The 21,256-nt window shown below is 50.2% G+C and carries 22 protein-coding genes; 12 read left to right on the top strand and 10 right to left on the bottom strand.

Annotated elements, in window-relative coordinates:
* Window positions 1-18: 18 nt before the first annotated feature.
* From Q4551_RS10015 to Q4551_RS09990, 6 genes are all read left to right on the top strand, one after another.
* Window positions 19-1,140 (top strand): ATP-NAD kinase family protein, encoded by a 1,122-nt coding sequence (locus Q4551_RS10015; protein ID WP_303433470.1) that lies wholly within the window; start codon window positions 19-21, stop codon window positions 1,138-1,140.
* A 97-nt stretch (window positions 1,141-1,237) separates the two neighbouring features.
* Entirely contained in the window at window positions 1,238-3,124 is a 1,887-nt protein-coding gene (locus Q4551_RS10010) for a DUF1800 family protein (protein WP_303433468.1), read from the top strand.
* 18 nt (window positions 3,125-3,142) lie between these two features.
* Entirely contained in the window at window positions 3,143-4,726 is a 1,584-nt protein-coding gene (locus tag Q4551_RS10005) for a DUF1501 domain-containing protein (protein WP_303433467.1), read from the top strand.
* Between the two features lie 189 nt (window positions 4,727-4,915).
* Window positions 4,916-5,581 (top strand): DsbA family oxidoreductase, encoded by a 666-nt coding sequence (locus Q4551_RS10000; RefSeq protein WP_303433465.1) that lies wholly within the window; start codon window positions 4,916-4,918, stop codon window positions 5,579-5,581.
* Between the two features lie 239 nt (window positions 5,582-5,820).
* A complete protein-coding gene (locus Q4551_RS09995; RefSeq protein WP_303433464.1) occupies window positions 5,821-7,155 on the top strand; it encodes a ferric reductase-like transmembrane domain-containing protein in 1,335 nt (444 codons plus the stop codon).
* Between the two features lie 54 nt (window positions 7,156-7,209).
* Entirely contained in the window at window positions 7,210-8,079 is an 870-nt protein-coding gene (locus Q4551_RS09990; protein ID WP_303433462.1) for a CPBP family intramembrane glutamic endopeptidase, read from the top strand.
* Between the two features lie 48 nt (window positions 8,080-8,127).
* On the opposite strand, the gene Q4551_RS09985 is transcribed toward Q4551_RS09990, so the two are convergent.
* From Q4551_RS09985 to Q4551_RS09975, 3 genes are all read right to left on the bottom strand, one after another.
* The gene (locus Q4551_RS09985) at window positions 8,128-8,901 is read right to left on the bottom strand and encodes a type IV pili methyl-accepting chemotaxis transducer N-terminal domain-containing protein (RefSeq protein WP_303433460.1); all 774 of its coding nucleotides are present in this window, start codon (window positions 8,899-8,901) and stop codon (window positions 8,128-8,130) included.
* A gap of 382 nt (window positions 8,902-9,283) precedes the next feature.
* Window positions 9,284-9,709, bottom strand: a complete 426-nt coding sequence (locus Q4551_RS09980; RefSeq protein WP_303433458.1) for a hypothetical protein — start codon at window positions 9,707-9,709, stop codon at window positions 9,284-9,286.
* Window positions 9,710-9,832: 123 nt separating this feature from the next.
* On the bottom strand, window positions 9,833-11,458 hold the full coding sequence (locus Q4551_RS09975) for an NAD(P)/FAD-dependent oxidoreductase (protein ID WP_303433457.1): 1,626 nt from the start codon (window positions 11,456-11,458) through the stop codon (window positions 9,833-9,835).
* Between the two features lie 238 nt (window positions 11,459-11,696).
* On the opposite strand from Q4551_RS09975, the gene Q4551_RS09970 reads away from it, so the two are divergent.
* Window positions 11,697-11,984 (top strand): DUF3817 domain-containing protein, encoded by a 288-nt coding sequence (locus tag Q4551_RS09970; RefSeq protein WP_303433455.1) that lies wholly within the window; start codon window positions 11,697-11,699, stop codon window positions 11,982-11,984.
* A gap of 101 nt (window positions 11,985-12,085) precedes the next feature.
* Here Q4551_RS09970 and Q4551_RS09965 read toward each other — a convergent pair whose 3' ends face one another.
* From Q4551_RS09965 to Q4551_RS09950, 4 genes are read right to left on the bottom strand one after another with little or no spacing between them, the layout of a single operon-like run.
* On the bottom strand, window positions 12,086-12,448 hold the full coding sequence (locus Q4551_RS09965; RefSeq protein WP_303433453.1) for a hypothetical protein: 363 nt from the start codon (window positions 12,446-12,448) through the stop codon (window positions 12,086-12,088).
* Window positions 12,449-12,508: 60 nt separating this feature from the next.
* Window positions 12,509-12,889 (bottom strand): roadblock/LC7 domain-containing protein, encoded by a 381-nt coding sequence (locus Q4551_RS09960; protein ID WP_303433452.1) that lies wholly within the window; start codon window positions 12,887-12,889, stop codon window positions 12,509-12,511.
* Entirely contained in the window at window positions 12,876-13,454 is a 579-nt protein-coding gene (locus tag Q4551_RS09955; protein ID WP_303433451.1) for an ATP/GTP-binding protein, read from the bottom strand. The genes Q4551_RS09960 and Q4551_RS09955 overlap by 14 nt, the downstream gene beginning before the upstream one ends.
* 2 nt (window positions 13,455-13,456) lie before the next feature.
* On the bottom strand, window positions 13,457-14,287 hold the full coding sequence (locus Q4551_RS09950; protein WP_303433449.1) for a BLUF domain-containing protein: 831 nt from the start codon (window positions 14,285-14,287) through the stop codon (window positions 13,457-13,459).
* Between the two features lie 605 nt (window positions 14,288-14,892).
* On the opposite strand from Q4551_RS09950, the gene Q4551_RS09945 reads away from it, so the two are divergent.
* The 3 genes from Q4551_RS09945 (at window position 14,893) to Q4551_RS09935 (ending at window position 16,046) form a co-directional block, all read left to right on the top strand.
* Window positions 14,893-15,438 (top strand): Spy/CpxP family protein refolding chaperone, encoded by a 546-nt coding sequence (locus tag Q4551_RS09945; RefSeq protein ID WP_303433447.1) that lies wholly within the window; start codon window positions 14,893-14,895, stop codon window positions 15,436-15,438.
* 231 nt (window positions 15,439-15,669) lie between these two features.
* Window positions 15,670-15,861: a hypothetical protein gene (locus tag Q4551_RS09940; RefSeq protein WP_303433445.1), complete on the top strand. Its 192-nt coding sequence runs from the start codon at window positions 15,670-15,672 to the stop codon at window positions 15,859-15,861.
* A 53-nt stretch (window positions 15,862-15,914) separates the two neighbouring features.
* The gene (locus Q4551_RS09935) at window positions 15,915-16,046 is read left to right on the top strand and encodes a hypothetical protein (protein WP_303433444.1); all 132 of its coding nucleotides are present in this window, start codon (window positions 15,915-15,917) and stop codon (window positions 16,044-16,046) included.
* 129 nt (window positions 16,047-16,175) lie between these two features.
* Here the strand turns inward: Q4551_RS09935 and Q4551_RS09930 are convergent, their stop codons facing one another.
* Together Q4551_RS09930 and Q4551_RS09925 are read right to left on the bottom strand one after the other, a co-directional pair.
* Window positions 16,176-16,742, bottom strand: a complete 567-nt coding sequence (locus Q4551_RS09930; RefSeq protein ID WP_303433442.1) for a hypothetical protein — start codon at window positions 16,740-16,742, stop codon at window positions 16,176-16,178.
* Between the two features lie 274 nt (window positions 16,743-17,016).
* Window positions 17,017-18,357 carry an RsmB/NOP family class I SAM-dependent RNA methyltransferase gene (locus Q4551_RS09925; protein ID WP_303433441.1) on the bottom strand — a complete coding sequence of 447 codons (1,341 nt, stop codon included), beginning with the start codon at window positions 18,355-18,357 and terminating at the stop codon, window positions 17,017-17,019.
* Between the two features lie 134 nt (window positions 18,358-18,491).
* Between Q4551_RS09925 and Q4551_RS09920 the strand changes: the two genes are divergently transcribed.
* Window positions 18,492-19,055 carry an alkylphosphonate utilization protein gene (locus tag Q4551_RS09920; RefSeq protein WP_303433439.1) on the top strand — a complete coding sequence of 188 codons (564 nt, stop codon included), beginning with the start codon at window positions 18,492-18,494 and terminating at the stop codon, window positions 19,053-19,055.
* Window positions 19,056-19,220: 165 nt separating this feature from the next.
* On the opposite strand, the gene tsaA is transcribed toward Q4551_RS09920, so the two are convergent.
* Complete coding sequence (tsaA, locus tag Q4551_RS09915) at window positions 19,221-20,033, bottom strand: tRNA (N6-threonylcarbamoyladenosine(37)-N6)-methyltransferase TrmO (RefSeq protein WP_303433437.1); 813 nt, start codon at window positions 20,031-20,033, stop codon at window positions 19,221-19,223.
* 124 nt (window positions 20,034-20,157) lie between these two features.
* Here tsaA and Q4551_RS09910 point away from each other — a divergent pair, with 124 nt between their 5' ends.
* Window positions 20,158-21,210: a DUF2333 family protein gene (locus Q4551_RS09910; RefSeq protein WP_368501383.1), complete on the top strand. Its 1,053-nt coding sequence runs from the start codon at window positions 20,158-20,160 to the stop codon at window positions 21,208-21,210.
* Window positions 21,211-21,256: the final 46 nt, after the last annotated feature.

The raw sequence follows: 21,256 nt of genomic DNA, 5'->3' as shown, positions 1-21,256 counted from the left end.
TACCGCAACGGGAACGATATGATTCGACTGGGCTTGATTGTCAATCCATTGGCTGGAATCGGTGGGTCGGTGGGTCTGAAAGGCAGTGATGGTGCGGAGACTATTGCCCAGGCGCTGGCATTGGGGGCTGAAAAAAAGGCCGGATTACGGACGTTGCAGACTCTGCAGCGACTGGCTCCGCTGAAGGATCAGTGCCAGTTTGTCAGCTGCCCTGGGGATATGGGAGCGACCTGGCTGGCACAGGCCGGGATGACTTGTTCGCTGCTGGATCTGCCGTCAACTGACGGCCGTCAGAGCACTCGTGACGATACTCTGAGCGCGGCGCGCCTAATGCTGGATGAAGCTCTCGATGTCCTGTTGTTTGCTGGCGGAGATGGTACCGCCAGAGATATTTGTAGCGTGGTGGCTGATCAGTTGCCAGTGCTGGGTATTCCCGCCGGGGTCAAGATCCACTCCGGGGTATACGGCATTACACCGGTGGCCAGTGCAGAGGTGATTTGCCAGCTGGTGAACGGCGGGCTGGTGGATATCCGTGAAGCGGAAGTACGGGACCTGGATGAAGACGCCTTTCGACAGGGTGAGGTACGGGCACGACATTATGGTGATATGCGAGTGCCAATGGCCGGACATTTTATCCAGGCGGTCAAACAGGGAGGCGTGGAGCAGGAAGCACTGGTTCTGGCGGATATCGCGGCCACGGTACAGCAGGAAATGGACGATGGCTGTTTGTATCTGATCGGCTCAGGCAAAACCACCCAGGGGATTCTGGCAGAGATGGGGCTGGACGGTACATTGCTGGGCGTAGACGCCGTGCTTGATGGTCAGCTGATCGGTCGTGACCTGAATGAGCAGGGTATTCTGGCACTGCTGGATGTTTACCCGCAACGTCAGGCGGTGTTGAGTGTGATGGGAGGACAGGGGCATATTATTGGCCGTGGCAATCAGCAGTTCAGCCGCACGGTGCTGACGCGTATCGGTCGTGACAATATCCTGCTGGTATCGACCAAAACCAAAATCACCGCGTTGGCAGGCCGACCGCTGGTGATCGACAGCGGAGACAGTCAGTTTGATGCACATTGGGCCGGTACCATGGAAATCCTGACCGGTTATCAGGACCGTATCTTGTATCCTGTGGGCTAGTAGGCAGTTATAGGTAAGAAACTGCTTGGCTGGAGGGAACCTATGGATTTTGTGGTCGTCTCTGTAATTCAACCGCTCAACATGAAGGAGCCGAAGGATGCCTGTGCCAATTCAGCTATATTGCTGCGCGGTTTTGAGTGTGTTTCAAGCCCAAGTAACTTATGTTGTTCAAAGCAGGCCGAGCAGACCGTCAGTATGGCTGTTGGCTACCATTTTGTCAGTGTTGGGTTCATGGGTACAGGCAGGCGAAGAAAGCGTTGATCGGTCTGCAGCGATTAAGCTATTACAGCAGGCCAGCTTTGGCCCTAGTCCTGATAGTATTGCTGCAGTGATGTCGAAGGGCATTGAAGACTGGGTTGATGAGCAGCTGGTACTGCCACAAAAATACAGTCAACTGCAGCGTACGATTCAACTGGCGTTAATGGAGGACCCTTCCCGGAATTGGTTTGAAACATCCAGTTTTAATTCTCAAGCAATACCTCGTGTACGAGACTTTCAGCAATCAGCTTGGTGGGAGCAAGCACTGACAGCTAAGGATCAACTACGCCAGCGAGTGGCTTTTGCATTAAGCCAATTGGTTGTAGTTTCTATTAATGAGCCGCCATTACAGGTGCGAGCAGAAGCCTTGGCGGCATATAACGATTTATTGCTTAAATATGCCTTTGGCAATTATCGGGATCTGCTGTCAGCGGTCACTTATTCTCCGGCAATGGGTATTTATTTGTCTTATCAGGGAAATCGTAAATCAAACCCAAAAACCGAGACATCTCCAGATGAAAACTATGCCCGCGAGCTGATGCAATTATTTACTATCGGGCTGTATAACCTGAATCTGGATGGTTCCATTAAGACAGATAAACAGGGTAATCCGATACCAGTTTATACACAGACAGATGTTATGGAATTGGCCAGAGTATTGACTGGCTGGGACCTACGAGGGAACAAGCACTATGGTGGCAGAAACCAGCGTCAGATTTTGGTTGTTGAGCCACTGGAATTCACCAAAAAGTTCCATGATTTTGGTAGCAAGATACTGTTGGGTGAGCCAATCGAGGCGAACCTGACAGGTAAGGCGGATATTGAAAGAGCCTTGGATATTTTATTTGCCCATCCGAATGTGGGTCCTTTTGTCAGTAAACATCTGATTCAGAGGCTAGTGTCATCGAACCCATCACCAGAGTATATCGGCAGAGTCAGTACTGTGTTTAATGATAATGGCAAAGGAATACGAGGTGATATGGCAGCAATGGTTCGGGCTATTTTACTTGACTCTGAAGCTAGAGACCAAACCTCTGAGGCGATGAAACTGAAAGAGCCAGTGCTGGCATTGTCGGCAGTGTTGAGAATGCTTGATGTTCAGCCTGCAGAGCCTTGGGAATCGATTCATGGTGGGCAGATGCATGATGTGATTTGGTTTCGTGATCTGGGCATTGGCCAAAATGCTTATCGCTCTCCTTCGGTATTCAATTTTTATTCTGCCGATTATCAGCCCTCTGAAGCAGGCTTTGTCGAACGGCAGTGGGTTGCTCCAGAAGCTGAAATTCTGGATGTTGAGGCCTTGGTTGCATTCAGTAATATCCTGCGCCACATATTATTGAGGAATGACAAGCAATCGCTGGCTATTCGAGGTGAAAAATATGCACGTAATATTAATAAACAACGCCGAAGACACCACGTCAATTTATTGGTAGATACTGGACCATGGTTGAAACGACTGGAATTGGCATTGGAAAATGACAGTAATGGAGACTTTTTACGGTTGAATAGCGATAACGTGGCACGCCGTCGAGCACTGGATGCGGTATTGGATCAACTGGAGTTGCCTATGTTAGGAAAAACGATGCCAGAGCCAGCCAGAACACGTCTGATTGAGTATCTTATGGTGCCTCAGAAACCTAAGAATCCTCGTTTGGAAGCACTCCAAATTATAGAAGATAGTATCCGGTTATTGGCTGCCATGCCGGAATATTGGACTCAGAACTAATTTCGAGGAGTATCTACCATGTCAGACCAACGTCCTTTCTGCGGGTCTCGTCGTCACTTTCTGAAACAATTAGCAGCAAGCGGATTATTATCAGCGACGGGAACTGGCATAACATATCGGGCCTGGGGAAATGACTCCGGTTCTTTGTTGTTACCTACAGATACAGGCTATAAGGCTTTGGTTTGTCTGTTTTTATCTGGTGGCAATGATTCCTGGAATTTGTTGATTCCATCCGCAAATGAAAGTAGTGAGGTGGATGTCGGTTATGGTTATCAAACATATGCTTCCCGCCGTGCTGGTATGGCTGTCAAGCAGCAGCAGCTGGATCTCCCTCCTGAGCAGGTTGGTAGTGCAGCAGCGAATCCGTATTATGATCAAAACAATGTCGTTGGTAGCTATTTCAAGGGGGTGTATCGGGTAGGTAAGCAATGGTCGGTTAACGGATGCGCACCAGAATTGGCTCGTTTGCAGCAGCAAAATCAGTTGGCTTGGATTGTTAATTCGGGGGTGTTGGTAAAGCCGATCAATCGTCAACAGTATGGATTGGGAGGCTTACCATCCTTTTTGTTTGCTCATAACCATCAGCAGCGCTATCTAGCGACAGCAGATGGCACAGCTACTGAATCGCTGGGCTGGGCTGGGCGTTTGGCAGACATGTGGCTATCGGGGGCTGCCAAGGGGATTAATAGTGGGCATCTGCTGGGTATGAATATGGCGATAGGGAGGAGAAAGCCGATGTTTGCATCAGCACTGGCTCCAGAGAGAGTTATCCCGATTGGTAAGCCTTTAAAAATGGATAGAATCAGCAAGGTTGGTTCGGAGAATGAACAACACCGAGCTGATGTGCTGAATGCTTTGAATGCTTTTCCTCGTCGAGGTTTATATGAACAACTGTTTGCTAACCGCCAGCAAACGATCATTGAGATGCAGACGTTGCTGGATGTGGAGTGGGGCAATACACAGGACTATTCGTTATTACAATTGGGCAGTTATGGTGAGTCATTGTTCAGCATACCAGACGCCGGTTTGATTGGTCTCAGTAGTGAAGTACATGCTGGATTGATGCGGCAGCTTGAGACTGTTGCTCGTATGATAGAAATTGGCAAACGGCAAGGTTTACGGCGTCAGGTATTTGCAGTCTCGCTGGGGGGGTTTGATACTCATGCCCAGCAAGCCAATAAACATCCATTGTTATTGCGTAATCTGAGCTTGTCTATCTGGCACTTTCAGCAAGCAATGAAAGAATTAGGCATGGAAAATAATGTTACTCTCTATAGTCAGTCAGATTTTGCCAGAACTCTGCAAAACAATGGTGATGGTACGGACCATGCTTGGGGAGGGCAGCAATTTGTTGTTGGCGGAGCTGTTAACGCTGGTATTTATGGGCAGGTACCGGATTTACGTACAGAAAGTCTGCAGTCTGTGCCAGATAAGCGAGGTCGAATGATCCCGAGTTTGGCCAATGAACAAACGTTGGCTTCTTTGGCAAGCTGGTTCGGTGTTAGTGATTCTGATATGCCGTATTTGTTTCCACATCTGGCTAATTTCCAGAGTTCAGAATCAATATCTTCAGCTTGGCTGGATTTGATGAAGAATGGATAATCTGGATGTTGGACTACATGTATTACAAAAAATAGGGACTGGCTTACTATATAACAAGCCTTCTTGATATTCTGGATATCATTTTTTTAGTAATGCCGGCAAGTAACTGCTTTAAATATTGGGCAGATGTATTATTTTATACGTACTATTATTGGGTGGCCTAACCACCATTCCAATAAAGGAGTTGTTATGTCTCAGTCTTTAGTGATCGATTTTGTGTCCGATGTGGTATGTCCCTGGTGTGCCATTGGTCTTGCCAGTCTGGAGCGGGCATTGGAAGCATTGGATGATGACGTGGATGTTTCGATTCGTTTTCATCCTTTCGAATTGACGCCGGGCATGGGCAGTGAAGGTGAGTATGTCGGGCCATATTTATCAAAAAAATATGGTCTTTCTGCCGCACAGGTAGCCGACAATCAGGCGCAGATTACTGCTCGTGGGGCGGAGGTTGGTTTTGTATTTGATTTTCGGGACGACAGTAAAAAATACAATACTTTCAAGGCGCATCGGTTATTACACTGGGCTGGGTTGCAGGCTGGTGATGCTCAGCTGGCGCTAAAAAAAGCCTTGCTGCTGGCGTATTTCAGCCATAACCAGAATCCGGACGATATTGAATTGTTGTGTGATCTGGCCCAACAGGTGGGGCTGGATGCTGAAGCTGCGCGTAGCGTGTTGGAAAGTAATCAGTATGCTGAAGACGTGCTGGATGCGGAGCAATATTGGCAGCAACAGGGCATCAGTTCGGTGCCAGCGATGATTTTTAATAATAGCTATCTGGTGTCTGGCGGTCAGCCGGAGACTGCATTGACTCGGGTGATACAGGAAGTTTTACGACGCTCCGAGGCGGTTGACTAGCCTTTTTAGGCTGGTGGCTGGTGGCTGGTCAGGTTGATTGAGTCACCAGTGGTATGTTTTTGGTCAAAGTGGTTTCCAGTTGTACTCAAGAGGTTTAAGTTTGGGCCGTTAATTTCTGACTTTCAGAGTTTTGTTAACGCTTTATTAACCTTTGTTCGTACAGAATTCACCGATAGACATAAGCTGGTTATCAACCCGCTGTACATGTTGATCTGAATTGACTGAGTATGGAAACCTCTATGAAATCCGCTACACGCCTGTATATCGGCTTGCTATTGACCACGACCCTGTTGTGGTTGTTAGCCGATACTCTGCTGCCTGATCCTTTTACCTATTTTTCCTTTCGCCATGTATTTAACCAGTACAGCGGCGTTATCGCGATTACCGTTATGAGCCTGGCCATGATACTGGCCGCCCGTTCTGCCTGGCTGGAAGTCCACCTGAATGGCCTGGACAAGATGTATCGGCTACACAAGTGGCTGGGTATCACGGCATTGGTCGCCTCAGTCTTGCATTGGTGGTTTGCCAAGGGAACCAAATGGATGGTGGGCTGGGGCTGGCTGGAACGACCGGAGCGCGGGCCAAAACCGGAACAGGTGTACGGGCTGATTGAAGGAATATTCCGTAGTGTGCGCAGTCTGGCCAAGGATGTTGGCGAATGGGCGTTTTATGGTGCGGCGTTGTTGATGGTGCTGGCGTTGATCAAGCGCTTTCCCTATCACTGGTTCAAAAAAACGCACACCCTGATTGCGGTAGCGTATCTGGCTCTGGTTTTTCATGCGGTGGTATTGGTGGAGTTCGATTACTGGTCACAACCGATTGGCTGGTTGCTGGCTGTGTTGATGTTGGCAGGAACGGCCGCTGCCTTGTGGATTCTGGCAGGCCGGGTCGGCAAAAGCCGCACGGTGGCTGGCCAGGTGGAGGAAGTGACTCGTTATCCGGAGATGCAGTCGATAGCTACCCGTATTCGTCCTGAGCGTGGCTGGCCGGGTCATCAAGCGGGGCAGTTTGCCTTTTTGAAAACCTGCGCTGATGAAGAACCTCATCCTTTCACCATTGCATCGGCCTGGAATCCGGCGGCTCCGGTGTTGGTGTTTATCAGTAAAGCGTTGGGAGATTACACGGCCCGTATGCTGGATGAGCTTGCTCCCGGTACGGCGGTCTCGGTGCAGGGGCCGTATGGTTGTTTCAATTTTGAGGATAGCGCTACGCATCAGATCTGGATTGGTGGGGGGATTGGTATCACGCCTTTTATTGCCCGCATGCAGCAATTACAGCAGCAGCCCGGTTCACAGCAGATTGACCTGTATTATGCGGTGGCCGAAATCAATAGTGACGCTCTCGAGCAGCTGCAAGCTGCTGCTGATCAGGCTGGTGTTACATTACATCTGGTCTTGTCTGGCCAGCACCAGCGTCTGACCACCGCGCAGATCATGGCGGAGCTGCCGACGTGGCGGCAGGCGAGTGTCTGGTTCTGTGGCCCATCGGTATTTGGTCAGCAACTCAAGCGTGATCTGAGTGCTGCCGGTATGCCCAGGGACCAATTCCATCAGGAGATGTTCGAAATGCGTTAGCCCGGCGAATGCCAGCTGCCTGTTCTGTATGATCACTGCCTGAGGCATATTTATATGCCGTTTAATAAGGGGTACTCCGTGACGGTATGGCGCTGGTTAACACCGGGTTTTGTGTGGCAACAGCTGGACTGTATTGATGATGAGGTGAGGGCGGAAAAAGCAGCGTATACCTTGTCTGATCATCAGTACGAACGGCATCGGGTCTGGATGGTCGTGGGCATTGCCTGTCTGTGTCTGACCTTGGTGCATTACGGTAAATACAGTTCGAATCTGGAAGCCTTGATCCGTTGGCTGGATGCTGGCTGGTCGGCTGACGGGCGCTGGATCAACGATTTTATGCGCAGCCAATATCGGTCGCTGTATGGCTATTGCTGGTGGGGAGGCATCCACCTTGTTGGTTTTATCGTGATACCGATGCTGACCATCAAGTGGCTATTCAAACAGCGATTGGGACAGTATGGCTGGCAATGGGGTGAGGTACACAAGCACTGGCCTGGTTATCTGTTTCTGGCGTTACCGATTATGGGGTTTGCTGTGATCGCCAGTTTTGGGGATGACTTTTCCAGGCATTATCCTTTTTACCCGCAGGCGCATCGTAGCGGCCTGGATTTGCTGTCTTGGGAGCTGATTTATATTACGCAGTTTGTGGCGGTGGAGTTCTTTTTTCGTGGCTATTTGGTGAATGGGTTGCGGCGTCAGTTTGGTAGCCTGTCGGTAGCGGTGATGTGCTTGCCTTACTTGATGCTGCATTTTCCGAAGCTCTGGCCAGAGTCGTTGGGCGCTATTTTATTCGGTTTTTTTCTGGGCATCCTGGCCTTGATGTCACGCTCGATCTGGGGAGGAGTGGCGGTGCACGTGGCGATTGCCCTGACCATGGATCTGGCCGCGCTGATTCAAACGCGCGGTTTGCCAGATCACTGGTAGCTGCATAGACAGGCTGTTTTCTTGTTTCTGGTGTATCTGTTGGGTCTGCTAGTCCGCCAGCTGTTCATACATGATGGCGACTGCGGACATCTTGTTAAAGATGGACTCACTGGTGACGGAAATCACGGTCGGAACAAAATGGCCCTGTTCATCCAGCTTGAAGCCGGAATTGGAGAATTTCCATTGCGATTTCACCTTGGCTAACGCTGTAGAGATCTCCGATGTATTGGCATTTGAGTCGGTCAGGGAGTTAAGGGAATCATCAAATTCTTTGACCGACTGATCAAAATCCTGCTTCAGGTTTTTGCCATCGACGTTCCAGTACAGGGCAAAATAATACTTGGCAATTTTCTGTGTCAGGGTGGTGCCGTGTTCTGATACTTCAATCAAATGAGCAATCGGTGAGTTGGATTGACGGGCGATGGTCGCCACAGCCTTGTCACAAATAACCAGCAATTCTTCACTTTCCTGAATGATGGCGGTAGCGTTGGCCTGATTTGGCGGGGTAATGATGGCACTGCGGTAGTGCTCCCAGACATTACCAATTGCCTGAATGGATTTGCCAGCAGCGTTGTTCTCGGAATATTCCATCAGTGATTGATAGCGGGCTTCAAAGGTGGCAATGCTTTCATCCAGATCTTTCATCGCTTCATCGGGGCGGATACCTGCACCAATAGCCATATAATCCTTGGCCATACGTTGCGATAGCATACACAGGCTTCCGGTCAGGTATTCTGCTTCAGATAGGGTTAAATCGGCTGCGTGTGAACACAGCGGGAAAAGCAAGGAGAGTGTTAAAGCAGAAGAAGCCAGATATTTCATAGGGTCATATTCACAGTATATTAATAGATGCCTTGACCGGAGTGAACGTGCCAATGAGCGCTGGCGTGGCTTACTTTAGGTCAGTAATTGTTAAATTGTAGTACAACAAAAATGTTTGTATGTTTTATTTTGTGATCAGCTTTGTGTCTTTTTGTGAATGCCACAACAGGGGGCGCAGACCATATCAATAGGCAGTACGAACGGCAGTACGAACAGATCCCACCGTTATCCTGACTGGGCAGTCGGCAGCAGGCTGCGATACATATAGATCGTGGTGTTTGGATTGTGGTGTTAGCGACGATGGCGAGTGGGGTTCGGTGAATCCGCCTGGTAATGCAGTCCCGGGAGTGGCTCCCGGGAGCGTAGATCTTCAAATTTCAAATCAGCTGCACAAACTCAGCGTCATTTTGCATTCTGCCAGTACTTGCTGGGCAAAATTAATATAGTCACGAGTGACCAGACCTTCAGGCATGGATTCACGCAACATCAGTACGATGGTCCAGATCCCTTCGGTTGGCATTTGCATTGGCAAGGAGGCAGAGCAATTGCGAAAACAATGTTGCCCGTCGAGACTTCCCAGTGGTTGGCTGGCAATCAGGTAACCGGAGAAATCACCGCCGCGATAATCCGATTCCAGGGCCCATATTTCCAGTACCAATCCACCGCTGACGCTGTCGGCACTGCGGCGGCTGGCCACCTCGGCAACATCCAGGTAGAGGGTTTCACCTTCAATGTGATAACTACAGACGCCGTTGAGCGCCAGTTCTTTTTCGGCAGATGCCAACGGAATTTGCATCAGAGTAGCCATGAACAATATCCTGCGGGGAGTATAGGAAGGAGGCATATCATAGCAGGGAAAATGACCAACAGCAGAGGGCCGGAACAGATAAAATATCCTGTTTCTGGCCTCTGATATGATTGCTAACGCATGTTAGTTTTTGGTGGGTACTGCTTGTGCCTGATTGATGCTGAGGGCCATGGCTTCAGCAACTTTAATGCCGTCGATAGCGGCTGACATAATACCACCGGCATAGCCTGCCCCTTCTCCAGTTGGGAACAATCCCTGAGTATTGATGCTTTGTAATGTCTCGTTATCGCGCTTGATGCTGATGGGAGCGGACGTTCGGGTTTCTACTCCGGTAAGCAGGGCGCCATCGAATGAAAACCCTTTGATTTTCTTGTTGAATTCCGGAATGGCTTCGCGGATTGCATCGATGCAGAAGTCCGGTAACGCTTCGGATAAATCCGTCAGCTTGATGCCTGGTTTGAAAGAGGGTTGTACGGTACCGAGTCGGGCCGGTTTTTCGCCGCGCAAAAACGCGCCAACGGTTTGTGCGGGAGCATCGTAGTTACTGCCGCCCATGACATAGGCATGGCTTTCCAGTTGTCGCTGGAACTCGATTCCCGCCAGTGGGCCGCCAGGATAATCAGAAGGATCGATGCCGACGACGACGGCACTGTTGGCATTACGCTCGTTACGGGAATACTGGCTCATGCCATTGGTAACGACACGGTTTTCTTCCGATGTGGCGGCGACAACGGTGCCACCAGGGCACATACAAAAGCTGTAGACTGAGCGGCCGTTCTTGCAATGGTGTACCAGTTTGTAATCGGCAGCGCCAAGAATCGGGTTACCTGCGTTCGGACCAAAGCGGGCCTTGTCGATGACGGATTGTTCGTGCTCGATGCGAAATCCTACAGAGAAGGGTTTGGCTTCGATATACACCCCCCGATTCAGCAGCATTTCAAAGGTATCACGGGCGCTATGGCCAACGGCAAGGGCAATATGGCGGGCATTGATCCGCTCACCACTGGCCAATGTAACGCCCGTTACCTGGCCGTCGTCAATGTGCAGGTCATCCACCCGGGCGCTGAAACGTATTTCGCCGCCGAGCTCAAGGATGCTGGCGCGCATTTGCTCAACCATGGAGACCAGCCGGAAAGTGCCGATATGAGGCTTGCTGATGTAGAGGATTTCTTCTGGTGCTCCGGCAGCAACAAATTCTTGCAGTACCTTGCGGCTGTACTGTTTGGGGTCTTTGACCTGGCTATAAAGTTTGCCATCTGAAAATGTCCCGGCACCCCCTTCACCAAACTGGACGTTGGATTCGGTATTCAACTCCCGCTTGCGCCAAAAACCGAACGTATCCTTGGTACGTTCGCGGACTTCTTTGCCACGTTCCAGAATCAGTGGCTTGTAACCCATTTGTGCCAACACCAGGCCGGCGAGTAACCCGGCAGGGCCAAAGCCGATAATGACAGGCCGTTCATCCAGAGACGCCGGTGCCTGGGCAACCGGGTGATAGTCCAGATCAGGTGTCGCTTTGACCTGTTGGTGATCGGCGAAGGTTGCCAGTAGCCCGGTTTCGTTTTGTACGTCTACATCCAGTGTATAGATCAGGCGGATTCTGGTTTTTTTGCGGGCATCGTAGCCACGACGAAAGATCTGAAACCCAAGTAACTGCTCTGCCGGTATATTCAACAGCGATAATATGGCGTCTTCCAAAGCCGCATCATCGTGATCTAGGGGAAGCTGGATATTGGACAGTCGTATCATGGGGTATGGGTGTACTCAAAGAATAGGTTGGCATTAAAGGTCGAAATTCTACGTCAAAATGGTGTAAAAATCTGCGCTTGGGCGACCAGAAATGCCCTTGGCCTATTCGCTGAAAAGCGGAGCGATCCCATGGATTCACAAGGCTGCCAGAACGACGTTGGCGGATCGTATCCATTCAGAGGTTGAAATTTTCCGGCGAACCAAAGAGCATGGGCGCATTACATTATAAGGTGTTGTTATGTTGTCTTTTTTTCGTACGGTCAGCTTGCTGGAAGGATTGTCGTATCTGGTAATCTTGAGTGTCACTCTGGGGCTGATTTCACGTGATTATGTCTCTCTGTTAGGGATGACACACGGCGTGTTGTTTATGCTGTACATGGTCTGCTCGCTGCTGGTAGTCAATAAGCAACAGTGGTCAGTTGGTGTTTGGGTGCTGGTGTTGCTGGCTTCTTTGATCCCCTTTGCTTTTATTCCGGTTGAACTCTTTTTACGTAAACAAGCGGTTCGCCCGGTAGCTGCTTCCTAGCCTGCAGCAACAGGGGGTGATTCGGATATGATCTGGCGCAGCGGTCTCGTTCAAGGGCTGCGCCAGAGACGGATTACCGTATGACTACGGTACCGGTATGGTCAGATACGTTGCAGTTGCTTTTCCAGGTCATGCACCTTGCGGCGAGCAAGTGCCAGGTTGGAGGTACTTTTGTTCAGTACCAGGTAGAGGAACAGCCCTTCGTTGCTGATGCTGGGGCAAATAATATGTAACTGGCTCTCCAGCGTGATCAGAATATCTTCAATTCTTCCTTGGACCCCCAGGCTGGCCATCACTTTTAACTTGGCTTTGACTACTTCACTGTTGCCTGCTGCAGCCAATTCCAGGTCGACGCCACTGCCGGCACTGCCCAATAGCATGCCTGATGTGTAATCGACTACGGCAGCTCCCATTGCACCGTCAATATTTGCCATGCCGTTGACGGTATCACTGATCGTTAACATATGGATCTCCTTATCGTATTTTATGATGTGTGGTGCTCTAAAATATTTTATATGGGATTGTTACTCTCTGATTTCAATTCGTTTTATAATTGCTCTCAATTGGCCAATGTTCATGCTGTCTGTTGCAGAAGCTGTCAATATATAATCATTTTCCTGGATCGTTAAGGATGTAAATATGATATTTCCATTGTCAGACTCAATGAATGCTGTCTGAAACGGCTTGGATAAAATTTGGCGTGCAACTGCATTACTGACGGAGTAAAGGGTGCTGGAGGCTGCAGCCATGGTATCGGCTTCAAATGATATGCCATTTTTGAGGATGTTGATAACAGGAAAGCCATCGAGTGTAGACAGACAGAGGCATTCTATCTCACTGTGTCTTGCCAAGTGTTCTGAGAATATTGCTTTTATTTTTTGATGTAAATTGTCAGAAATCATCATTGGGGTTGGCCTCTGTTGTTATACATTTTTCATCTATTTGAAGCGACAAGAATATTTCCAATAATAACAATGAAGACTCCTTGTCTCGAGGGTCTACCGGGATGATAGGGGCAACCAATTGATGTTTGGATAAAACATGTTCAATATAATCGATTAATACTTCCATATCATCAGTTGGAGCCTGTTCACAGTGACTGATACCGATAATCAGTGGCGTTTTGGTCTGTCCTGGCTGGAAAAAGGTGAGAATCTGGTCGAGTTCCTCCAGGTTAAGGCCGTCACCGTATTTTACCAGGATAAATAATCCCCATAGGCCATTGCGAACCATATTCCACAGCATGCTGAAGCGCTTTTGTCCTGGTAGTCCATATAAACCAAGAGCTGTCTGTTCATCGAGTGACAGGCGGCCGTAGTCGATGCCAACGGTTGTAAACTCTTTACCAATATCGACGCTGGAGCGGGCTTCAGTAGCGAAGGGTGAAATTTCACTGATGGTTTGGATGATCTGGGTCTTTCCAGCGCCTACTTCGCCAACAATTGCCAGTTTTTTATAAATTTGATCCATCTTTACATCGCCTTGCGGGAACTGGTTAGAAAGCGCTTCATCAGTGAACCAAAACGATCCAGTGGGGCGGGCTGGCTAACAGATTTTTCAGCTACCTTGAGGTGTTGTTCTGCTGGTGCTTCATTGACGATCAGGACCCCCAGCTTGATGAGTGCCGACAGTAATGCTTTCAGCTCGGTTTCCGATGCCCAGATACCCTTGTTGTATAAGGTCTGATAGGAAATCTTATGATGACTTAATAAACTGCAGGTTTTCATGATGGGGGGCGTGAGTTGTAACTGGGTCGGTTTTGGCCAGGCTGAAAGACTCAATAATTTATGTTCAAAATCAATACTGGCGGGTGATTGTGGCGACTTAGTACAGGCAAGAGGAGACGCTTCAGATATACTGGGATGCGAATGTTCTGGAGGTTCGGGTGGTTTGGCTGAGGGGAAAAAAGTATCAAAAATAAGCTGATCTTCTGGTGAGCCAAGAGTGATAGAAGGAATGACTTTTTTCCTGAGATTGAAAAGATAGTCAGCATGGGCTTCAGATTGCTTGTCAAAAAACTTCAATCGCCAATGAGTAAATATTACCTTGTTGATATTCTGATTGAACAAAATGGAAATATATTTAATACGATGGTCACGCCGGATTCGATACAGGTTGGTGGCTAAACTGTCAGGGTTGCCTTCAAGAATCAGCAGGAAATTATCATCAAAAGCAATAAATATACCATTTGACTCATGTGACAATCTGTACGATCTTAGTTCGTTGAATATATCGAGAATATAGGCTGAGTGATTGTCAAAAGCCCCGGTCTGAAGGGTTCCTATGCATCCAATTCGCTTCATAATATTTGACCACCTTTCCTTTGTAGGCTATTTGAACGATCACTTATGGGCCATTGACTATGGCATGACTGCTATAAACACGTGGTGCTATGCGATATCTAAGGCTGATTGATCATGGTCACTGCTCCTGAATGAACTTACTCTCCCTTAAGTCATTACATTATAAATGGTTATTACTCCTTTAAAGATAGTTGGGTAGCTGGATGCAGACTTTAAAAATCGTTGCGCGGTGCTTCGGTCTGCTGTGATTTTTTGATGCTAGCAGCCATTGCATCAGGCATCAACCGGTTTTGGGGTTGGTTGGCAGGTACTCATTGAGATACTTATTAATAGTCAGGAAGGTTCCGATACTTCGGATAAATTTCCCTTATATCTACTTCTACGGAGTAGTAATGGCTGGACTGCTCTGCTTGGAGATAGTTCCCAATTAAAAAGCCAAAGTGTCAGGGAATTGCCATGTACTGTGTAGCGATGCAAAGCTGTGCAATACCTGTCCTGGTGCCATTTTTAACAGCTGATTATTTCCTATACTCGGTACAACGCTGATGATTTGAATCATTCAGCCATGAGCTCCAACAGGAGCAAGGAATCGACAGGAGATAATCATGACACATATTTTAACGAACTCTCGTAAAGCAGTTGCTGGTGGCATGCTGGCTATTTTGCTGGGCACCACATCGATCATGGCGATAGCGGCTGATGACCGACCAGATAAAGCCAAGGGCATGAAGGATGGCCAGGCTTGCGTTGACGAAAGAAGTGGTGGTTTTGGAATGCATCGTCGCGATCAAGACGGTATGGGTATGGGCCAGGGCATGGAACGCATGGACGGACGGTACAAATTGGCGTTTCGTGGCCTCGACTTGACGGATAAGCAACGTGACGATATTCGGGATATCCGCGATAGCATGCAGAAAGATCGTTGGGCTGTGACTGGTAAAATGATGGATGCGCACAACAAGATTCGTGATTTGCGCGAGGCCGATAAGTTTGATGCAAAAGCCATCAACAAAGCCTACGAAGAGCTGGCTGAGCTGCAACAGGAAATGTTCATGATTGGTGTTCAGGCCAAAACCAGCATGGTGTCTTTGTTGACTACTGAACAGCGTCAGCAATTGAAGGAAGAGCGTCATCATGGTGCTCGCGGCTAATGGCTTAGTCTCTGGGCTTTTCTGATTTGGCTCCACGCCTGCGCGTGGAGCTTGATTGCTTCGTACCACATCTGCAATACATCCTTCTGTATCACCCCTCTATCAATCCAGATCGGCAGTTTGGGCTTTTCAAGCCACTGTGATGGTTGTGTATGTCAGTACCAATAAAAGCATATCTAAAAGATATATTTTGTATATACTGTTGCTATCTTTGGACGTGAGGGGATTTCCATGGCTGTAGATGAAACGGATAACAAGCCTGCCAGGCGTAAGGCAAGTAAGAAAGATGCCCAACTGCTTATTCGTATCAGCAGCGCAGAGCGGGATGAATTCATCAGTCTTTGTGAAGAGCTGGATACCAGTGCAGCCCGAGAGATCCGCCGGTTTATTCGTACGTTTGTACGAGAAAACACCCACGATTAAAGATAATTCACGCGTAACAATATCAGTCAGTAGTACTGACAGGAGCGATAAGTATGAGCAAGAAAACCAACGTATCCAAAAAAGTCGTTAGCCTGAAGAAAGCGATCAAGGCACGCAAAGCCAAAGTTGCCAAGCATGAAGGCAAACTGAAGCAACTGAAAAAGCAGCTGAAAAAAGCCGCTTGATATCCGTGATCGTCATGGCCGTTTAGCCTGCCATGAACGTGACCGCGACACTGCCAGTCTGGCGGTGACAGAACCCCGCCTTGTGCGGGGTTCTGCGTTTTGGGGGAAAGCAATCCATTAGCGCCCTCGCTAGCGAATCTCAAGATAAGGCAGCCAGCGTGATTTGGGGTCTGTTTCATCACGTTCTGCTGCGCTGATGGGCGGAATATCGAGGTTGTCCGGGGGAGAAGCCAGCAGGTTCAAATCCACGGCTTGTGCTGTTCCCTTGATGATTCCGTCTTCAATCCGCAAGTCGTAATAAATACCGTTCCAGAAGTTGGCACCAAACTCCGCTGGCTGTTTATACATAAACAGCAGGTCGTGGGAGAGCCAGACAAGGTTGTCCGGGGTCAGGGTATGGGGTTGGGTGTAGGGGTACGACAGATGGCACATCAGTTCTGGTCCTTCGAGGCATTTCATCTCTTTCATGGAGAGGAAAAAGTCCTTGAACTTGTTATGGTGCCGCTGCAGCTGATAGCTGATCTGTGTGCCGCTGGTATCAAACGTCACCCGACCTATATCGATGGCATTGCCTTTTTTATCGATCAGGAAAATGGTTTTTTCACCATCCAGAGCGTTTGCGTAAGCTCCGGGGATATAAACCGTCGTGATGATGAGGAAACTCATCAAAATAAATGCTCTGGCTTGTTGCAACATACAACCTCCTGCAGGGGCGTCGCTTGCGTTGTTATTATTGTGCGATATATGAACAGTCTGGGCAGTGTATCGGGCAGTCAGGGGATTACCATGCTGCTTGGGTACTGGATTGGATGTCGATCAGGTATTAATGGTGGTGAGGCGCTGTTGCCAGGCATGGCAGCAGCAGAGTGTGTGATACCGCGCTGGCAAGCGGTGGAGCAGGAAGGTTTGAGTTGCTGCGAGGACGTGTTGATTGACAGTGACGGGCCAGTGGCCCGTCCTGTCAGGGATATCAGGCTTTGCTGAAAACCGCGCAAAACATGGTATCGCTATCGATGTCAGGAGCACCCAGCAGTGTCTGTTTGACCAACACAAAGTCCGGATTGGCTTCGAGAAAACGATGACAGACGCTTTCGTTTTCTTCCACTTGCCAGCTGCAAGTGGCGTAGATCAAGCGGCCGCTGGCACGCAGTGCTTTGGCGGCACGGTCGAGCAGGTTGAACTGTAATAGATGCAGTTCTTTGGTGTTGTCTGGCGTCAGGCGCCAGCGCGCGTCCGGATTGCGGCGCCAGGTACCGGCATTGGTACAGGGAGCATCAACCAGAATACGGTCAAAGCCTTGTTGGCGGGCAATCTCGATGGGCAGGCGCAGCGGTGCTTCGCCATCCCAGACAAAGTTGCGGATATTGGCGATGGCGGCGCGTTTGGCGCGTTTTTTTAATTCATCGAGCTTGTACTGGTGCAAATCCGTGGCAATCACCGCGCCTTTTTTACCCAGCGCAGAAGCCAGTGTCAGGGTTTTGCCACCGGCTCCGGCACAGGCATCCCAGATTTTCTGTCCTGGCTGGACATCAACCAGCTCACAGATCAACTGGCTGGCAGCATCCTGGATTTCAACTCTGCCGGCTTTGAAGGCATCACTGCGGGTGACGTCATTGCCGCCTTCGGCAGCGTGAACGGTATGGGTCTGGCCATCCAGGCTGACAGGGTACTGACGGACGATGACGCCATCACGCTTCAGCGCCCGTTCGAGTGATTCATCATCGGCACTGGTTTTACTGGCGACCTGACGCAACCACAGTGGTGGTCGGCGGGTTTGTTGTTCAATCCAGTGCTGCAGGGTGTCGTCGCTCCAGCCGGATTTTTCGGCCCGACGTTTGAGCGCCGGTTCCCAGCCTGGACGCAGACCATGCCATAACAGAAACAGGGCGTTGTCTGCAGACTGCGCCACCCGTTGGCTGAATTCGGCAAAATGCTCGCGGCGGGCTTTTTGCTGGGCGATTTCCGGCAGACGCCAGTCGGCTTCATTGCGTAACTGCAGCCAGTACCAGAAATGTTGCGGGTCGGCCTCGGTGGTGTCATTCGGCGACCAGGATTGATCCCATCCGACCCAGTCGTCGAACCCCGGGTCCTGGAAGCTATGTTCCAGCGCGTCGGCCAGTTGGCGATAACGCATGGCGTCCATCATGGCGTTGTCGATCGCCATGCGGTAACCACCGTGATAACGCTTCTGGTATTTGGCGCGTTGCTTCAGCCAGCGGTCAAGCGGCGGGTGAGGGATGGTATCCAGCCAGTCCTGCCAAACGGTCAGCAGGTCGGAGTAGGTAATCAGAAAAGTATCCTGGTGGGTCATTCGGCGTTCACAGCTGTAAAAAATCAGTGCCCAGTTTACCCGAATATACGGTGATCGTTGTGCTGTTTTGTGTGTTCGCTGGTAATCCCGTTTTCATAAGGCATAATGCCCGCTTTTTCTGAAGGGGTAATCCGATGAGCATTGAGCATACTTTGCTGGAACGTAGCAACCACAGCTGTGAATTATGCGGTGCGACAGATGATCTGTCGCCGTGGGCAGTGCCGCCGCAAGAGCTGGCGTCGTCGGATAACCATATTCTGTTGTGTCCCCACTGTCTGGCGCAAATTGAAGGGGCCGAACTGGATCAGAATCACTGGCGTTGCCTGAACGACAGCATGTGGAGTCAGGTGCCGGTGGTTCAGGTGATGGCTTACCGCATGCTGAAGCGCTTGAGCACTGAGACCTGGGCCCAGGATCTGATGGACATGCTGTATCTGGAAGACGATACCCGCAAGTGGGCCGAAGCCGGAGCAGCCGCTGAGGATGAGGAGCCAACCCTGGATGTGAATGGTGTGGCCCTGGCGGCCGGCGACAACGTGACACTGATCAAGGATCTGGATGTCAAAGGTACCAGTATGACGGCGAAACGCGGCACCGCGGTACGAGGGATTTCGTTAAGCGATAATCCCAAGCACATTGAAGGTCGTGTCAATGGCCAGCGGATTGTGATTATTGCGGCTTACTGCAAAAAATCCTGATACGCCCAATGTTTGCGCCCTGTGGGCTAAAAGCAAATCACCGACGGGGCTGGGCCTCGTCGGTGTGTTATGTTCGTTCCTTTATCCTTTATCCTTTATAGTCTCTTATAGTCTCTGCGTATTATCTCTTCTGTTTGCTGCTGGGCAGCCCCGTCACTGATTGAATCATTTTCCTGCCGGCGTATTCAGCTCAATCACAGGCTGAATTCGGTTAATACAAATACAGCCACTTGTCGGGTAATACCAGCCCACTTCTATATCCCATAGCCGAGTGCCGTATTGACGCTCAGGCGCTGGTTGCTGATACGCCGGTTTGGGGTCTTGGCTGAGGCATTGTTCAATCAGATCGACCAGGGGGTTGCCGCTGTGTTGCTGCAGTTGTTGGGCCGTTGCCAGGGCATCGGTGTCCCAGTGCACCTGAATGGGTTCAGGGGCATCGGCGGCAATATGATTCCAGGCCTGATCGATATGATCGGCATAAGGGACATAGGGTTTGATGTCGATAATGGGAGTCTGATCCAGCAAGTCGACTCCGCTGACGGTCAGGGTTGTGGCGTTGATCTGCTCGATTTTGACCAGGGATTGACCAATGGCATTGGGGCGATGGCTGCTGCGGGTCGCAAATACGCCGAGTTTGCTGTTGCCGCCCAGACGCGGTGGACGAACCCGCATTCGAGGTGTACTGCCCGGTGCTGCCATGGCCTGGTGGAACAGGAAGATCAGCCAGACATGACTGACCTGCTCAAGGCCATCGAATGCCAGCGGATCATCAAATGGTGGCAGCAGGGTGATTTCTCCCCGGGCAGCCGGTGCCAGCATGGGCTGCCTCGGGATGGCAAATTTTTCACGGAATGGCGTATGGGCAATGGCAACGGGTGATAAAGAATACATGGTGCTGTGATGTCTCGGCTGCAGCGGCCCCTTGCGGAGCAAAATATCAGTATATCGGGTGGCTTGTTGCGTTGCAGTGATTGTCATGGTTGTTATCCTTGCAGGCCCATGACAATGAGCATGTGAAGTCGCGGGGGAACATGGTTAAATTGGCCATAGCGCTCTCCGCTTTCAGAGAGCTGATGTTGGACTGAATACAGGATACGGTTGAATGAGTGAGCAAGCAGAACCAGGCGTTTCGTCTCTGACAGCACGTCTGCAAAATTGGTGGTCGGATGGTGGTGCCTGGCGTACCGGTATATTGGTATTGTTGGCGGTCTGTTTGTTGTTGTCTGTGGTGCTGGGGTTTATCTGGAGTAATGAACCCGATGCCTTTGCCGTCAGGGAATCCGCCAATACCCGTGCCGAAGCCATGGGCGTGACACCGGTGATCGGCTTCACCACCACCAGTACCCTGATTACCATTACCGACACCCTGTTGCATAAGTCGGGTGGGTATTTGAGTAATGACATTTTTCCTCCGGGTCTCTGGCTCGATAATATTCCCAACTGGGAATTTGGTGTGTTGGTGCAGGTACGGGATTTTTCCCGGGCGCTCCGCAAGGATTTCAGCCGCTCCCAGAGCCAGTCGACCGAAGACAAGGATCTGGCCATCGCGGAACCACAACTGAATTTCGACAGTGACAGCTGGGCAGTGCCGTCTACCGAGTCGGAATACGGCCGTGGTCTGAAAGCGCTGGAAGCCTACTTGCAGCGTTTGTCTGACCCGAACGAACAAACGGCCCAGTTTTATGCCCGCTCTGACAATCTCCGGCAATGGCTGATGGACGTTGAGACCCGTCTCGGCAGTTTGTCGCAGCGCCTCAGTGCATCGGTTGGCAAACGTCGCCTGAATACTGATTTGGCCGGTGATACGGCGGCCCGCCAGGCAACCCCGAACGACTACGATCAGGAAGTAAAAACCCCGTGGCATAAGATTGACGACGTCTTTTATGAAACCCGTGGAACGGCTTGGGCCTTGTCTCATTTATTACGGGCGATCGAAGTGGATTTTAACGACGTACTGGAAAAGAAAAATGCGCTGGTGAGCCTGCGTCAAATCATTCGTGAGCTGGAAGGTACGCAAGAACCCATCTGGTCTCCAGTGATTCTGAATGGCAGCGGTTTTGGTTTGTTTGCCAACCATTCACTGGTGATGGCATCTTATATCTCTCGGGCCAATGCGGCGATTGCCGACTTGCGGGAGCTGCTGTCCCAGGGCTGATGGTTGTTCTGTGAGCTGACAAGCAGTCAGACCTGTCCGGGTCTGG

This window comes from Oceanobacter sp. 5_MG-2023 (assembly GCF_030548165.1).
Taxonomy (GTDB): Bacteria; Pseudomonadota; Gammaproteobacteria; order Pseudomonadales; family Oceanobacteraceae; genus Oceanobacter.
The sequence above is the reverse complement of the archived record's forward strand: the minus strand, read 5'-3'. Positions and strand labels throughout refer to the sequence as shown.

Coding starts and splice junctions, on each gene's coding strand:
- Q4551_RS10015 (WP_303433470.1), top strand. CDS start 19: ATGATTCGACTGGGCTTGATTGTCAATCCATTGGCTGGAATCGGTGGG.
- Q4551_RS10010 (WP_303433468.1), top strand. CDS start 1,238: ATGCCTGTGCCAATTCAGCTATATTGCTGCGCGGTTTTGAGTGTGTTT.
- Q4551_RS10005 (WP_303433467.1), top strand. CDS start 3,143: ATGTCAGACCAACGTCCTTTCTGCGGGTCTCGTCGTCACTTTCTGAAA.
- Q4551_RS10000 (WP_303433465.1), top strand. CDS start 4,916: ATGTCTCAGTCTTTAGTGATCGATTTTGTGTCCGATGTGGTATGTCCC.
- Q4551_RS09995 (WP_303433464.1), top strand. CDS start 5,821: ATGAAATCCGCTACACGCCTGTATATCGGCTTGCTATTGACCACGACC.
- Q4551_RS09990 (WP_303433462.1), top strand. CDS start 7,210: ATGCCGTTTAATAAGGGGTACTCCGTGACGGTATGGCGCTGGTTAACA.
- Q4551_RS09985 (WP_303433460.1), bottom strand. CDS start 8,901: ATGAAATATCTGGCTTCTTCTGCTTTAACACTCTCCTTGCTTTTCCCG.
- Q4551_RS09980 (WP_303433458.1), bottom strand. CDS start 9,709: ATGGCTACTCTGATGCAAATTCCGTTGGCATCTGCCGAAAAAGAACTG.
- Q4551_RS09975 (WP_303433457.1), bottom strand. CDS start 11,458: ATGATACGACTGTCCAATATCCAGCTTCCCCTAGATCACGATGATGCG.
- Q4551_RS09970 (WP_303433455.1), top strand. CDS start 11,697: ATGTTGTCTTTTTTTCGTACGGTCAGCTTGCTGGAAGGATTGTCGTAT.
- Q4551_RS09965 (WP_303433453.1), bottom strand. CDS start 12,448: ATGTTAACGATCAGTGATACCGTCAACGGCATGGCAAATATTGACGGT.
- Q4551_RS09960 (WP_303433452.1), bottom strand. CDS start 12,889: ATGATGATTTCTGACAATTTACATCAAAAAATAAAAGCAATATTCTCA.
- Q4551_RS09955 (WP_303433451.1), bottom strand. CDS start 13,454: ATGGATCAAATTTATAAAAAACTGGCAATTGTTGGCGAAGTAGGCGCT.
- Q4551_RS09950 (WP_303433449.1), bottom strand. CDS start 14,287: ATGAAGCGAATTGGATGCATAGGAACCCTTCAGACCGGGGCTTTTGAC.
- Q4551_RS09945 (WP_303433447.1), top strand. CDS start 14,893: ATGACACATATTTTAACGAACTCTCGTAAAGCAGTTGCTGGTGGCATG.
- Q4551_RS09940 (WP_303433445.1), top strand. CDS start 15,670: ATGGCTGTAGATGAAACGGATAACAAGCCTGCCAGGCGTAAGGCAAGT.
- Q4551_RS09935 (WP_303433444.1), top strand. CDS start 15,915: ATGAGCAAGAAAACCAACGTATCCAAAAAAGTCGTTAGCCTGAAGAAA.
- Q4551_RS09930 (WP_303433442.1), bottom strand. CDS start 16,742: ATGTTGCAACAAGCCAGAGCATTTATTTTGATGAGTTTCCTCATCATC.
- Q4551_RS09925 (WP_303433441.1), bottom strand. CDS start 18,357: ATGACCCACCAGGATACTTTTCTGATTACCTACTCCGACCTGCTGACC.
- Q4551_RS09920 (WP_303433439.1), top strand. CDS start 18,492: ATGAGCATTGAGCATACTTTGCTGGAACGTAGCAACCACAGCTGTGAA.
- tsaA (WP_303433437.1), bottom strand. CDS start 20,033: ATGACAATCACTGCAACGCAACAAGCCACCCGATATACTGATATTTTG.
- Q4551_RS09910 (WP_368501383.1), top strand. CDS start 20,158: ATGAGTGAGCAAGCAGAACCAGGCGTTTCGTCTCTGACAGCACGTCTG.